This window comes from Nocardia mikamii NBRC 108933 (assembly GCF_001613505.1).
GTDB lineage: Bacteria > Actinomycetota > Actinomycetes > Mycobacteriales > Mycobacteriaceae > Nocardia > Nocardia mikamii.
The window spans coordinates 207,307-220,450 of record NZ_BDCM01000014.1 but is presented as its reverse complement, the minus strand read 5'-3'; the positions used below and the strand labels follow the sequence as shown (position 1 = coordinate 220,450).

Sequence of the window (13,144 nt, the reverse complement as noted above, 5' to 3'; positions counted from 1 at the left end):
CAATGAAACTGATCACTGCAATCGTCAAACCGTTCACACTCGAGGACGTCAAGTCCGGGCTCGAGCAGGCCGGTGTGCTGGGAATGACGGTCAGCGAAGTCCAGGGGTACGGCCGTCAGAAGGGGCACACCGAGGTTTACCGCGGCGCGGAGTACTCGGTCGATTTCGTGCCCAAGGTGCGGGTCGAGGTCGTCGTCGACGACGCCTCGGTCGAGAAGGTCGTCGAGGTGATCGTCGAGGCCGCGCGCACCGGCAAGATCGGTGACGGCAAGGTCTGGGTGACCCCGGTCGAATCGGTGATCCGGGTCCGAACCGGTGAACGCGGTGCCGACGCACTATAGGAGATGAAGGATTCGGGCAGCCCCGCTCCTGGCACCGGCCGGGGACGGGGCTGCCCGCATGAACGGGCGGTGGTTGCGGGTATGAGTGCAGACGAATTGTCCCAGGGCGCCAAGGATCTGGTGGCCGCACGAGATCAACTGCTCGACGGTGGTGATCCCCGGCGCCCGCGGCTGAGCGCCGAGGCGCTGCGGCAGGCGCTGGTCGACCTGCACGAGCTGTGGTTGACCACCAAGGGCGCGGAGCTGGGTATCACCGACGACAGCGGGCTGGCCGTGGTGGCGGTCGGCGGACTGGGCCGGCGCGAGATGCTGCCGTATTCCGATCTGGATCTGGTGCTGCTGCACGACGACGTCGATCCCGCGCGGGTCGCCGAGGTCGCCGATCGGCTCTGGTATCCGCTGTGGGACGCCCACATCAAACTGGATCACAGCGTGCGGACCGTGCCGCAGGCGCTGCGGGTGGCCGCCGACGATCTCACCGCCGCGCTCGGCATGCTCGATGCCCGCCACATCGTCGGCGACGCGGAACTGAGCAATCTGCTCATCGGTGGCGTGCGCCGCGAATGGCGGACCGGAATCCGTTCTCGCTTCGGTGAATTGGTGGAACAGGCGCACGCGCGATGGAAGCGCAACGGCGAGATCGCGCATCGGGCCGAGCCCGACCTCAAGAGCGGTCGCGGTGGGCTGCGCGATATCCAGTTGCTCGACGCCCTGTCCATCGCCCAGCTGACCGACGCCATGCCCGGCCTGGGCCCCGACGTTCCCGGCGGCGGTCTCGAGGCCGCCCATCGCCGGCTGCTCGACGTGCGGACCGAACTGCATCGGGTGGCCGGGCGGTCCCGTGATCAGCTGCGCGCCCAGGACGCGGACGAAATCGGCGCCGCGCTGCGCATCGGCGATCGATTCGATCTGGCACGTACGCTCAGCGACGCGGCGCGCACGGTCGTCTATTCGGTCGACGTCGGCCTGCGCACCGCCGGCAACGCGCTGCCGCGTCGCGGCCTGGCCCGGCTGCGGCGTCTGCCCGTTCGCCGCCCGCTCGACGAGGGCGTCGTCGAACACGCCGGCGAGGTGGTGCTGGCCCGCGACGCACGGCCGCAGCGCGATCCCGGCCTGATCCTGCGGGTCGCCGCCGCCTCGGCGCGCACCGGCCTGCCGATGTCGGCAACCACCCTCAATCGCCTGTCCGAGGACGCCCCGGAACTGCGCGAACCGTGGCCGCGTGAGGCGCTCAACGATCTGCTGGTGCTGCTCGGCGCCGGCCGCAACACCATCGACGCGGTGGAGGCACTGGATCGGACGGGCTTGTGGGGCAGGCTGTTTCCGGAATGGGGGGCGGTGCGTGACCTGCCGCCGCGCGATGCCGTGCACACCTGGACCGTCGACCGCCACCTGGTCGAGACCGTCGCCTACGCCAGTGCGCTGAGCACCCGGGTCGCCCGGCCGGATCTGCTACTGCTCGGAGCGTTGCTACACGATATCGGCAAGGGCCGCACCGAGGATCACAGCGTGGTGGGTGCCGAACTGGCCGACCGGATCGGTCATCGGCTGGGTCTGTGGCCCGACGATGTGCGCAGCCTGGCGACGATCGTGCGGCATCATCTGCTGCTGCCCGAGACGGCGACCCGGCGCGATCTCGATGATCCGGCGACCGCCGCCCGCGTGGTCGACGCGTTGGGCGGTGACCAGCAGCTGCTGGATCTGCTGCACACCCTCGCCGAGGCCGATTCGCTGGCGACCGGTCCGGGTGTGTGGGGGGAGTGGAAGGCGTCCCTGATCGGGGAACTCGTGCGCCGCGGCCACGCCGCGATGGCGGGAGAGCCCGCACCGCAACGGGTTTCGCCCACGCCGACGGTGGTCGACGCGGCTGTCATGGACAAGGTCGCGGCCGGTGGCGTGCACGTGGAATTGGCGCCCGGCGACGGGCGCTACATCCATACCGTCACGGTCGTGGCTCCCGATACTCCGGGTCTGCTCTCGGAGGCGGCCGGGGTGCTCGCCCTGCACTCCCTGCGGGTGCTCTCCGCGACGTTGACGGCTTCCGGAGACACCGCGATCGACACCTTCGTGGTGACACCGACTTTCGGCAATCCGCCCGACGCCGGTCTGCTGCGCCAGGAGCTGATCCGCGCGATCAACGGCGATCTGAAGCTGGCCTCCGTCCTCGCGGACAAGGAGCGCGAGGCGGCGGCTCGGACCAGCCGGTACGCGCAGGCGCAGCCGAAGGTGATCTGGACCGAGGTCGACCGGCCCGGCGAGGTGGTGCTCGAACTGCGCGCCGAGGACCGCATCGGCCTGCTCAGCCGGTTGGCCGCGGCGCTGGCCGACCAGGGCGCGGATGTGCGGTGGGCGAAAGCGGACACGATGGGCTCGGTGGTGGTCGACTCGTTCGGCCTCGGTCTGGGTGAGGGTGACACTCCGCAGCGGCGCCGTGCCATCGAGGCGGCGCTGTTGGGGGTCGTCCCGCATCAGGAGCCGAAGAAACCGAGCGAAACGGACACTGGCGCCGATGCCGGTTAGGTTTACCAACCTCCCGCCGGTTATCGGGCCAATCTGGTCGTTCGGTCCGTAATGCGGTAACCAGATCGTTGCTGCAACCTCTGCTGGATGTGATGTCCGCCACTCTACGATCGGTGTAGATCGTGAAGTTGATCGTGATCGCAAGCTGTTCGAGCTGTTGCTGTACCTGTCCGGCGAGTTGGGTGCGTTGAGGGGAGCAGGTCGATGGCAAACGAAGTCGTGTCCTCATCCATGATCACCAGCGATTCGACCCACCACATCGCTCGCTGCGTCGGCGGCGACCATTGGGTGGTCTCCTGGCTTCCGGGCCGGACGCTGACCGGCGGTCAGGCGGTGGCGGCCATGAAACTGGCCGGCGCGCTCGTCGACGGCACACCGGGTGACTCCGACTGGGCGACCCTGGACGCCATGGCACTGCCACTGGGGCTGACCGGCCGCGAGGCGGTCTATCTGGTGGCCTACGAACAGCACGACTTCAGCCGGGCCCCGCGGCCGCGGCACAGCGCGCTGTCCTGATCGCAGTGCCGGTGACGGCCCCGCCGCCCGGTCGGCGGCGGGGCTTCGACTAGGGCGAATCCACCGATCGCGGAGTTGCCCGTACCCTGGTAACCCGAGTGACGTCCCTCGACGAGACCAGGAGCGCGATCGGTGTTCGAATCCCTTTCCGACCGGTTGACCGGTGCCCTGAAGGATCTGCGTGGCAAGGGGCGTCTGTCACCGGCCGATATCGACGCGACCGCGCGCGAGATCCGGCTCGCCCTGCTCGAGGCCGACGTGGCGCTGCCGGTCGTGCGGCAGTTCATCGCCCGCGTCAAGGAACGCGCCAAGGGCGCCGAGGTATCGGCCGCGCTGAACCCCGCGCAGCAGGTCGTGAAGATCGTCAACGAGGAATTGATCGGCATCCTCGGTGGCGAGACCCGGCGCCTGCAGTTCGCGAAGAATCCGCCCACGGTCGTCATGCTCGCCGGTCTGCAGGGCGCCGGTAAGACCACGCTGGCGGGCAAGCTCGCGAAATGGCTGAAGGGCCAAGGGCATACGCCCTTGCTGGTGGCCTGTGACCTGCAGCGGCCGGGCGCCGTCACCCAGCTGCAGGTGGTCGGCGAACGGGCCGGAGTGCCGGTGTTCGCCCCGCATCCGGGGACGTCGATCGGCGGCGGCGACAACGCCCTGGGCGTCACCGCCGCCGATCCGATCCACGTCGCCGAGGCCGGCATCGAGGAAGCGAAGCAGAAGCACTACGACATCGTCATCGTCGACACCGCGGGCCGCCTCGGTATCGACGAGGAGTTGATGCGTCAGGCCGCGGGCATCCGCGACGCGGTGCGCCCGGACGAGACGCTGTTCGTCCTCGACGCCATGATCGGCCAGGACGCCGTCAGCACCGCCGAGGCATTCCGCGACGGCGTCGGCTTCACCGGTGTCGTGCTCACCAAGCTCGACGGTGACGCCCGCGGTGGCGCCGCGCTGTCGGTCCGCGAGGTCACCGGCGTCCCGATCCTCTTCGCCTCCACCGGTGAGAAGCTCGAGGACTTCGACGTCTTCCACCCCGACCGCATGTCGAGCCGCATCCTCGGCATGGGCGATCTGCTCACCCTGATCGAACAGGCCGAACAGGTCTACGACCAGCAGCAGGCCGAGGAGGCCGCCCGCAAGATCGGCTCCGGCGAACTCACCCTCGAGGACTTCCTCGACCAGATGCTGGCCATCCGCAAGATGGGCCCGATCGGCAACCTGCTCGGCATGCTGCCGGGCGCGGGGCAGATGAAGGATGTGCTGGCCCAGGTCGACGACAAACAACTCGACCGGGTGCAGGCCATCATCCGCGGTATGACCCCCGCCGAGCGGGCCAACCCGAAGATCATCAACGCCTCCCGCCGCCTGCGCATCGCCAACGGCTCCGGCGTCACCGTCTCCGACGTGAACCAGCTGGTCGACCGCTTCTTCGAAGCCCGCAAGATGATGGCCGCGATGGGTCGCCAGATGGGCCTGCCGGGCGCGCGCCGCAACGCCAAGGGCAAGAAGGGGAAGAAGGGCAAGAAGGGCGGACGCGGCCCGACCCCGCCGAAGGGGATGCGCGGAGGGTTCCCGGGGATGCCGGGTCTGCCGGGCGGAATGCCGGGGATGCCCGCCGCCGGGATGCCGGATCTGTCGAATATGCCCGCGGGGCTGGACGAATTGCCGCCGGGGCTCGAGGGATTCGATCTGTCGAAGCTGAAGTTCCCCAAGAACTGAATGTGCGAAACGGGCGGCGTCGGAGGGCGCCGCCCGTTTCGTGTCCGGGGTGCGGTGCCGGGACACATACCGTGGATGGCGGCGGTAGGTTGGCATCGACGGCGAGACCGGGTTCGCGACGGGGTCAGGAGGCGGTATGCGGATGCATCTGCGCGGGGTGGTTCTTCCCGATGACGAGGTGCGCGACCTGTGGGTTCGCGACGGGGTGATCTCGTTCGAGCCGGTGCGTGACGCCGAAACCCTGTGTGACACAGGGTGGATCGTGCCCGGCCTCGTCGACGCCCACTGTCACGTCGGCATTCGCTACGGCGGCGGGCACGAGGACCGCGAGGGCGCGATCGCGCAGGCCGAGGTGGAACGCGACGCGGGGGCGCTGCTGCTGCGCGACGCCGGATCGCCGATCGACACCCGATTCATCGACGACCACCATGAACTGCCGAAGATCATCCGGGCCGGTCGCCACATCGCCCGCCCCAAGCGGTATATCCGCGAACTGGGCATCGAACTGGACGACGAGCGCGACCTGCCCGAGATCGTCGCCGAACAGGCCCGCTTCGGCGACGGCTGGGTCAAGATCGTCGGCGACTGGATCGATCGGTCCGCCGGTGATCTGCGGCCGCTGTGGAGCGACGCGATCCTGAAGGAGGCCATCGACGCCGCCCACCGCGAAGGCGCCCGTGTCACCGCGCACGTCTTCGGCGAGGACGCGCTGCCCGGCCTGATCAACGCCGGCATCGACTGCCTCGAGCACGGCACCGGACTCACCGACGACACCATCGAGATGATGGCCGAACACGGCACCGCCCTGGTGCCCACCCTGGTCAACATCGACACCTTCCCCGATATCGCCGACAGCGCGACCAAATTCCCTGTCTACGCCGCCCACATGCGCGATCTGCACCGCCGGGTCCGCGACACCGTCGCCGACGCCCACGCGGCGGGGGTGCCGATCTACACGGGGACCGACGCCGGCGGTTCGATCCGGCACGGCCGCATCGCCGACGAGATCGACGCGCTGGCCGGGGCGGGGTTGTCGCGGCACGAGGCGCTGGCGGCGTCGTCGTGGCGGGCGCGGGAGTGGCTCGGCCGACCGGGTATCGAGGACGGCGCACCGGCCGATTTCGTCGTCTACCGCACCGACCCGCGGTCGAGTCGCGACGCGCTCGACGCCCCGGCGTACGTCGTCCTCCGTGGGCGGGTGTACCCGGGCCGCGATCCGGTCACCGGACACCGGTAGAGGCGTCGGCGCGACGAACGGCGGCAACGGTGGCTGGTCATCGATCTCCGTGTGCTCGGCGCACGGCCCGCTCGGCGCGGGGCGATTTCTCCGGGTGCGGACGTATCTGGCACAATGAACGACCGTCCTCGTCGACGACCGCGACCCGCTCGCGGTGCCGTGTTCGAGGCCAGTGTCAGCCCGTCTCCGGTTACGTACCGCGCGGCGGTCACACACTCAACGCAAAACCGGGCCCGTACCCCGTGCGGGCTGCTGAATTGCGCCGTGACCACTCAGGCTGCCCTCGGGCGGCCGCCATCGAAAGGCATCGATACAGCCATGGCTGTCAAGATCAAGCTGACCCGTCTGGGCAAGATCCGCAACCCCCAGTACCGCATCGTCGTCGCCGATGCGCGCACCCGCCGCGACGGCCGCGCCATCGAGAACGTCGGCAAGTACCACCCGAAGGAAGAGCCCTCGCTGATCGAGGTCGACTCCGAGCGCGTGCAGTACTGGCTGGGCGTCGGCGCGCAGCCGACCGAGCCGGTCAAGCGTCTGCTGGAGATCACCGGCGACTGGCAGAAGTTCAAGGGCCTGCCGGGCGCCGAGGGCACCCTGAAGGTCAAGGCCGCCAAGCCGAGCAAGCTGGACCTGTTCAACGCCGCCCTGGCCGCCGCCGACAGCGAGCCGGTCGCCGAGGCCGTCACCCCCAAGAAGAAGAAGTCCAAGGCCGCCGAGGGCGAGGGTGAGGCCGAGGCCGCGACCGAGGCTGCCGAGTAATGAGTGCGGTCGTCGCCGATGCCGTCGAGCACCTGGTGCGCGGCATCGTCGCCAATCCGGACGACGTGCGCGTCGACCTGATCACCAGCCGGCGGGGACGCACCGTCGAGGTCCACGTCCATCCTGACGATCTGGGCAAGGTGATCGGCCGCGGCGGTCGTACCGCGACCGCGCTGCGCACCCTGGTCGCCGGCATCGGTGGCCGGGGGATCCGGGTCGACGTGGTCGATACCGATCAGTAGATGGAACTGGTAGTCGGGCGGGTCGCCAAATCGCACGGTGTGCGCGGCGAACTCGTGGTCGAGGTACGTACCGACGAACCCGAACTCCGCTTCGCTCCCGGCGCCCGCCTGCGCGGCCGGGCGCGGGGAAGCGAGGCGGTGGACATATTCACGGTGGAGTCGGCCCGAGAGCATTCGGGCCGGCTTCTCGTCCGTCTCGAGGGGGTCGGCGATCGGACCGCCGCGGATGCGTTGCGCGGCACTCTGTTTCTCGTCGACACCGATGATCTTCCGCCGTCGGAGGATCCCGACGAGTTCTACGATCACGAACTCGAAGGACTGAGCGTGCGCCTCGCGGACGGGACCGAAATCGGCACCGTGAACGAGGTATTGCATTCGGCCGCGGGCGAATTGCTGTCGATCCGGGCCGGTGCGGGCGCCGGGGGGCGCGCCGGTCGTGAAATTCTGGTGCCCTTCGTGACCGCGATCGTGCCGACCGTGTCGGTCGCCGAGGGCCTGGTCGTGATCGACCCACCCGAAGGCCTGCTGGACGAGGAGTAGTGATGGCCACCGGAGCCGACGAACCCGCGCAGCGCTCGTCAGCTCTGCGCATCGACGTCGTCACCATCTTCCCCGAATATCTCGAGCCGCTGCGAACGGCGTTGCTGGGCAAGGCGATCGAGAAGGGCATAGTTCGACTCGACGTGCACAATCTGCGGCGCTGGACCCACGATGTGCACCAGTCGGTCGACGATGCGCCCTACGGGGGCGGTCCGGGCATGGTCATGAAACCCGTCGTCTGGGGTGACGCGCTCGACGAGGTGTGCCCGGACGAGGCACTGCTCGTCGTGCCGACGCCGGCCGGTGTGCCGTTCACTCAGGAGATGGCCCGGCGCTGGTCCGCCGAATCGCATCTGGTCTTCGCCTGCGGCCGCTACGAGGGGATCGATCAGCGCGTCTTCGACGATGCCGCCCGCCGGGTCCGGGTGGAAGAGGTCAGCATCGGCGACTACGTCCTGATCGGCGGGGAGGCGGCCGTGCTGGTGATGACCGAGGCGGTGGTGCGCCTGATCCCCGGGGTACTGGGTAATCAGGCCTCCCACCAACAGGATTCGTTCTCCGACGGCCTGCTCGAAGGCCCCAGCTACACCCGGCCGGTGAGCTGGCGCGGACTCGACGTGCCCGAGATTCTGCTGTCGGGCAACCACGCGCGCATCGAGGCGTGGCGGCATGAACAATCGGTGCTGCGGACCAGGGAACGGCGCCCGGATCTGCTGCCGCCGGAGTAACCGAAAACTCTGCGCGACAGGACTTCACCGCGTCCGCGCGACAGGACTTCACCGCGCCGAGATCTGGCATTCGCGCCGCTGTCGTATCGCGGGCCGAACGTTCCCGACGCGCCCGTGACGGGGTGCGGATGTGCGGTCGCCCGGGAACCGAGTTCGATCGCACTCGCGAGACCGGCGAGGCTGTGGCCAGCCGATTTTCGGCCTCTTCCGTCCGCGGCACGCCGACACCGGGTGCGTCTGCGTGAGCACCGGCCGCTCCACCTGGTCTGCTGTCGGCGGCCGACGGTAGTGTCAGCCAGCGTGACGACAGCCTCCGAACCCGTCAGCACCGAAGCAACCACCGGCACGGAAGCCTCCGTGGGCACCGCTGCGGCCGATGCCCCCGCCACCGGCAAGGTCCGCCTGGCCAGTGTCGGCAGGCGGATCGCCGAGGAACTCTCGGTCCGTGACGAACAGGTCCGTGCCGCCGTAGAGCTGCTCGACGGCGGGTCGACCGTGCCGTTCATCGCCCGCTACCGCAAGGAGGTGACGGGCGGGCTCGACGACGCGCAGTTGCGGCAACTGGAGGAGCGGCTGCACTACCTGCGCGAACTCGACGAGCGGCGGAACTCGATCCTGGAATCCATTCGCGGGCAGGGCAAATTGGACGCCGCGCTGGAACAGCAGATCATGCTCGCGGAGACCAAGGCCCGCCTCGAGGACATCTACCTGCCCTACAAGCCCAAGCGGCGCACCAAGGCGCAGATCGCCCGTGAAGCCGGGCACGAACCGGTCGCGGACGCCCTCATCGGCGACCCCGCCACCGATCCGGCCGGTTACACCGCCGAACAGCTCGACGGCGCCCGCGCGATTCTGGTGGAGCGATTCGCCGAAGACGCCGACCTCGTCGGTGAACTGCGCGAATTGATGTGGGAGCGCGGGCAGGTCACCTCGCGGGTCCGAGCCGGTAAGGAAGAGGCCGGGGCCAAATTCGCCGACTACTTCGAATTCAGCGAACCTTTCGCCAAACTGCCCTCGCACCGCATCCTCGCGCTGCTGCGCGGCGAGAAGGAAGACGTGCTGAGCCTGTCGCTCGAACCCGACACCGAGGAACCGGAACCGGGGCAGCGCACCATCTATGAGGGCCGCATCGCGCACAAGTTCGGCATCGCCGACCAGGGCCGCCCGGCCGACACCTGGCTGCTGGACACGGTGCGCTGGGCGTGGCGGACCAAGCTGCAGGTCAGCCTCGGCATCGATATCCGGATGCGGCTGCGGCAGTCCGCGGAGAAGGACGCCGTCGACATCTTCGCCGCCAACCTGCGTGACCTGCTGCTCGCCGCACCGGCCGGCACCCGCACCACCATGGGCCTGGATCCGGGCTATCGCACCGGCGTGAAGGTGGCCGTGGTGGACGGCACCGGCAAAGTGGTGGCCACCGAGACGATCTACCCGCACAAACCGCAGGGCCAGACCGAGAAGTCGCTGGCCGTCCTCGGTGCGCTGGTGGCGCGGTTCGACGTGGAGCTCATCGCGATCGGCAACGGCACCGCTTCCCGGGAAACCGACGCCCTTGCCGCGGAACTGATTTCGCGGATCGGTGCGACGCCCGGTGCGCGGAAGCCGACCAAGATCGTGGTGTCGGAAGCGGGCGCGTCGGTGTATTCCGCCTCCGCGTACGCCTCGCAGGAGCTGCCGGAACTGGACGTCTCGTTGCGCGGCGCGGTCTCGATCGCGCGCCGGCTGCAGGATCCGCTGGCCGAACTGGTGAAGATCGAGCCGAAGTCCATCGGCGTCGGCCAGTACCAGCACGACGTCTCCGAGACGCTGCTGGCCCGGTCGCTGGGTGCGGTGGTCGAGGACGCGGTGAACGCGGTCGGTGTCGACGTCAACACCGCCTCGGTGCCGCTGCTGTCGCGCGTCTCCGGCATCGCGTCCTCGGTCGCGGAATCGATTGTGGCGCATCGCGATCAGAACGGGCCGTTCCGCAGTCGCACCGCGCTGCTGGGAGTTCCGCGGCTGGGCCCCAAGGCGTTCGAACAGTGCGCGGGCTTCCTGCGCATCCGCGGCGGCGACGATCCGCTGGACTCCTCGGCCGTGCACCCGGAGGCCTATCCGGTGGTGCGCCGGATGCTGGAGGCGACCGGACGCGACGTGCCCGGCCTGATCGGCAACACCTCCGCCCTGCGGGCCCTGCGGCCCAGCGAATTCACCGACGAGAAATTCGGTGTGCCGACCGTCACCGACATCATCGCCGAACTCGAGAAGCCCGGCCGTGACCCGCGCCCGGAGTTCAAGACCGCCGAATTCGCCGCCGGGGTGGAGAAGGTCGCCGACCTCGAACCCGGCATGGTGCTCGAAGGTGTGGTGACGAACGTGGCCGCCTTCGGCGCCTTCGTCGATGTGGGTGTTCATCAGGACGGTCTCGTCCATGTGTCGGCCATGTCGCATTCGTTCGTCCGCGATCCTCGCGAGATCGTGAAGTCCGGTGACGTGGTCAAGGTGAAGGTGCTGGAGGTCGACGTCGCCCGCCAGCGCATCGGCCTGAGCCTGCGTCTGGACGACGAGCCCGGTGCCGGTAAACCCGAGAAGGGCGGAGCGGGCCAGCGCGGTGGGCAGAACCGGGGTGGTCAGCCGCGTGGCGGCCAGGGTAATCAGGGCCGAGGCGGACAGGACCGCGGCGGACAGGATCGCGGCGGACAGAACCGTGGCGGCGGCCAGAACAAGGGGCAGGGCCGAAATCAGCAGCGCCGCGGCGCGCCCGAGCCGTCGGGCGCGATGGCGGATGCGCTGCGCCGCGCCGGTTTCGGGCGGTAACACCTCGGCGGCCGTCGCATCCGGGTTCGTCCCGACCGCGGCGGCCGGGTACGGGACAATGGAGCCGCGGGGTTCGATCTCGGTGATCGGCCCCGCGGGGCACTACCCCGACCCGGGTTCCGAATGAGGGGACGACGGCTGTGCGGCGCTGGTTCGACGACGCGATTCTCGCGGAGGGACGTCTGCCGTTGCTGTGCTTCCTGCTCGGCTTCATCGTCGGATTCCTGCTGATCCGGCTCAGTGTGCGGATGATTCGCAAGCAGGTGCGCTGGTGGCCCGGCAACCTGCGCGCCGGCAACGTGCACATCCACCACATGGTGTTCGGGGTGGTGCTGGTGCTGGCGTCGGGATTGGGCATGGTCGCGACCTACAACAGCGGGGTCGGCACCATCTCCGCGCTCGCCTCGACGTTCGGGGTCGGCGCGGCGCTCGTGCTCGACGAATTCGCGCTGATCTATTACCTGCGCGACGTGTACTGGGAGGAGCAGGGGCGCACATCGGTCGATGCGGTGTTCGTCGCGGTGGCCGTCACAGGGTTGCTGTTGCTCGGCTTCCATCCGCTGTGGTTGCTCGACGTCAACGACATCCGGCACGACAGCAGCGTCGCGGGGCGCAGCTTCCTCGGCATCTTCGCGCTGGTGAATCTGGTGCTGGCCGCGATCGTCATCGCCAAGGGCAAGATCTGGACCGGATTGTTCGGCATGTTCTTCCTGCCGTTGCTGGTCGTGGGCGCACTGCGGCTGAGCCGGCCGGGTGCGCCGTGGGCACGCTGGCGCTACGGCGAGCGCCGCCGCCTCATGTACCGGGCAGTCGTGCGCGAACGCCGGTACCGGCGCCCGGTGATCCGGGCCAAGATCTTCGTGCAGGATCTGGTCGCCGGTAAGCCCGATGTCGCCCACGTCCGCAGCGCCGCCGAAGAGGAATTGGCGCGGACCGTGGTCCCCGCTCCGCCCGCTCATCTGCGGACCAGGGCCATGCGGGCATCGATGTACGAGGGGCCGGTCCGGACGAGCGCTGCCGACACGTCGCCACCCGCGGATACGCCGCGACCGGCCGATGCGGACGGCCTCACCGCGGCCCACCCCCGGCGTTCCGGACAATGACGCCCGAACCGCGCTGACTTCGGGGGGGGCGATTTTTCGTGCAGCGGCCTGATCTGGCACAATGCTCAGGTTGCTCTGGGCGAATACGACCCGGCGCACCGCCCACTATCCGGAGCACGAACCGGCCGAGCAGTTGCCGCCAGGTTCCTCTGTTCACGCGAACTTCCAAAGGACGGAAATGAACACCCTCGACTTCGTCGACGAAAAGTCGCTGCGCACCGATATCCCGGACTTCCGCCCGGGTGACACGGTGAACGTGCACGTGAAGGTTATCGAAGGTAACAAGGAGCGCATCCAGGTCTTCAAGGGTGCGGTCATCCGCCGCCAGGGCGGCGGCATCCGCGAGACCTTCACCGTGCGCAAGGTGTCGTTCGGCGTTGGTGTCGAGCGCACCTTCCCGGTACACAGCCCCAACATCGACCACATCGATGTGGTGACCCGCGGTGACGTCCGCCGGGCCAAGCTGTACTACCTGCGCGATCTGCGCGGCAAGGCCGCCAAGATCAAGGAGAAGCGCTGAACATCAGGGCTCTGCCCGTTCACGCCGCCCCCCGGTCCTCGCGACCGGGGGTTTTCCTTTTTCCGGCCGGAATAGGCCTGAGATGCCCGCCTTCCCGGCGCGCGGGGTGCGCCGGGGCGACGACGA

General features: G+C 69.0%; 12 protein-coding genes. All 12 read left to right on the top strand.

The genetic code is table 11. The features are described 5' to 3' along the window. The first annotated feature begins 2 nt into the window (after nucleotides 1-2). The 12 genes from NMI01S_RS22565 (at nucleotide 3) to rplS (ending at nucleotide 13,018) form a co-directional block, all read left to right on the top strand. A complete protein-coding gene (locus NMI01S_RS22565) occupies nucleotides 3-341 on the top strand; it encodes a P-II family nitrogen regulator (protein WP_030513058.1) in 339 nt (112 codons plus the stop codon). Between the two features lie 3 nt (nucleotides 342-344). Next, a complete protein-coding gene (locus NMI01S_RS22560) occupies nucleotides 345-2,861 on the top strand; it encodes a [protein-PII] uridylyltransferase (protein ID WP_084513176.1) in 2,517 nt (838 codons plus the stop codon). A 204-nt stretch (nucleotides 2,862-3,065) separates the two neighbouring features. After that, entirely contained in the window at nucleotides 3,066-3,377 is a 312-nt protein-coding gene (locus NMI01S_RS22555; RefSeq protein WP_036503669.1) for a hypothetical protein, read from the top strand. Between the two features lie 132 nt (nucleotides 3,378-3,509). Then, nucleotides 3,510-5,093, top strand: a complete 1,584-nt coding sequence (gene ffh / locus NMI01S_RS22550; RefSeq protein ID WP_063000259.1) for a signal recognition particle protein — start codon at nucleotides 3,510-3,512, stop codon at nucleotides 5,091-5,093. A 142-nt stretch (nucleotides 5,094-5,235) separates the two neighbouring features. Beyond that, complete coding sequence (locus NMI01S_RS22545) at nucleotides 5,236-6,330, top strand: amidohydrolase family protein (protein WP_063000946.1); 1,095 nt, start codon at nucleotides 5,236-5,238, stop codon at nucleotides 6,328-6,330. Between the two features lie 318 nt (nucleotides 6,331-6,648). After that, a complete protein-coding gene (gene rpsP, locus NMI01S_RS22540) occupies nucleotides 6,649-7,089 on the top strand; it encodes a 30S ribosomal protein S16 (RefSeq protein ID WP_062962501.1) in 441 nt (146 codons plus the stop codon). Further along, nucleotides 7,089-7,331, top strand: coding sequence for an RNA-binding protein (locus NMI01S_RS22535; protein ID WP_036503663.1), 243 nt, complete (start codon nucleotides 7,089-7,091; stop codon nucleotides 7,329-7,331). The genes rpsP and NMI01S_RS22535 overlap by 1 nt, the downstream gene beginning before the upstream one ends. Next, complete coding sequence (gene rimM, locus NMI01S_RS22530) at nucleotides 7,332-7,871, top strand: ribosome maturation factor RimM (RefSeq protein WP_063000257.1); 540 nt, start codon at nucleotides 7,332-7,334, stop codon at nucleotides 7,869-7,871. Between the two features lie 44 nt (nucleotides 7,872-7,915). After that, nucleotides 7,916-8,599 (top strand): tRNA (guanosine(37)-N1)-methyltransferase TrmD, encoded by a 684-nt coding sequence (gene trmD / locus NMI01S_RS22525; protein WP_063000944.1) that lies wholly within the window; start codon nucleotides 7,916-7,918, stop codon nucleotides 8,597-8,599. Nucleotides 8,600-8,956: 357 nt separating this feature from the next. Continuing rightward, entirely contained in the window at nucleotides 8,957-11,395 is a 2,439-nt protein-coding gene (locus tag NMI01S_RS22520) for a Tex family protein (RefSeq protein WP_157126341.1), read from the top strand. Between the two features lie 140 nt (nucleotides 11,396-11,535). Further along, a complete protein-coding gene (locus tag NMI01S_RS22515; protein ID WP_245716978.1) occupies nucleotides 11,536-12,498 on the top strand; it encodes a hypothetical protein in 963 nt (320 codons plus the stop codon). Between the two features lie 178 nt (nucleotides 12,499-12,676). After that, a complete protein-coding gene (gene rplS / locus NMI01S_RS22510) occupies nucleotides 12,677-13,018 on the top strand; it encodes a 50S ribosomal protein L19 (RefSeq protein WP_030513071.1) in 342 nt (113 codons plus the stop codon). Nucleotides 13,019-13,144: the final 126 nt, after the last annotated feature.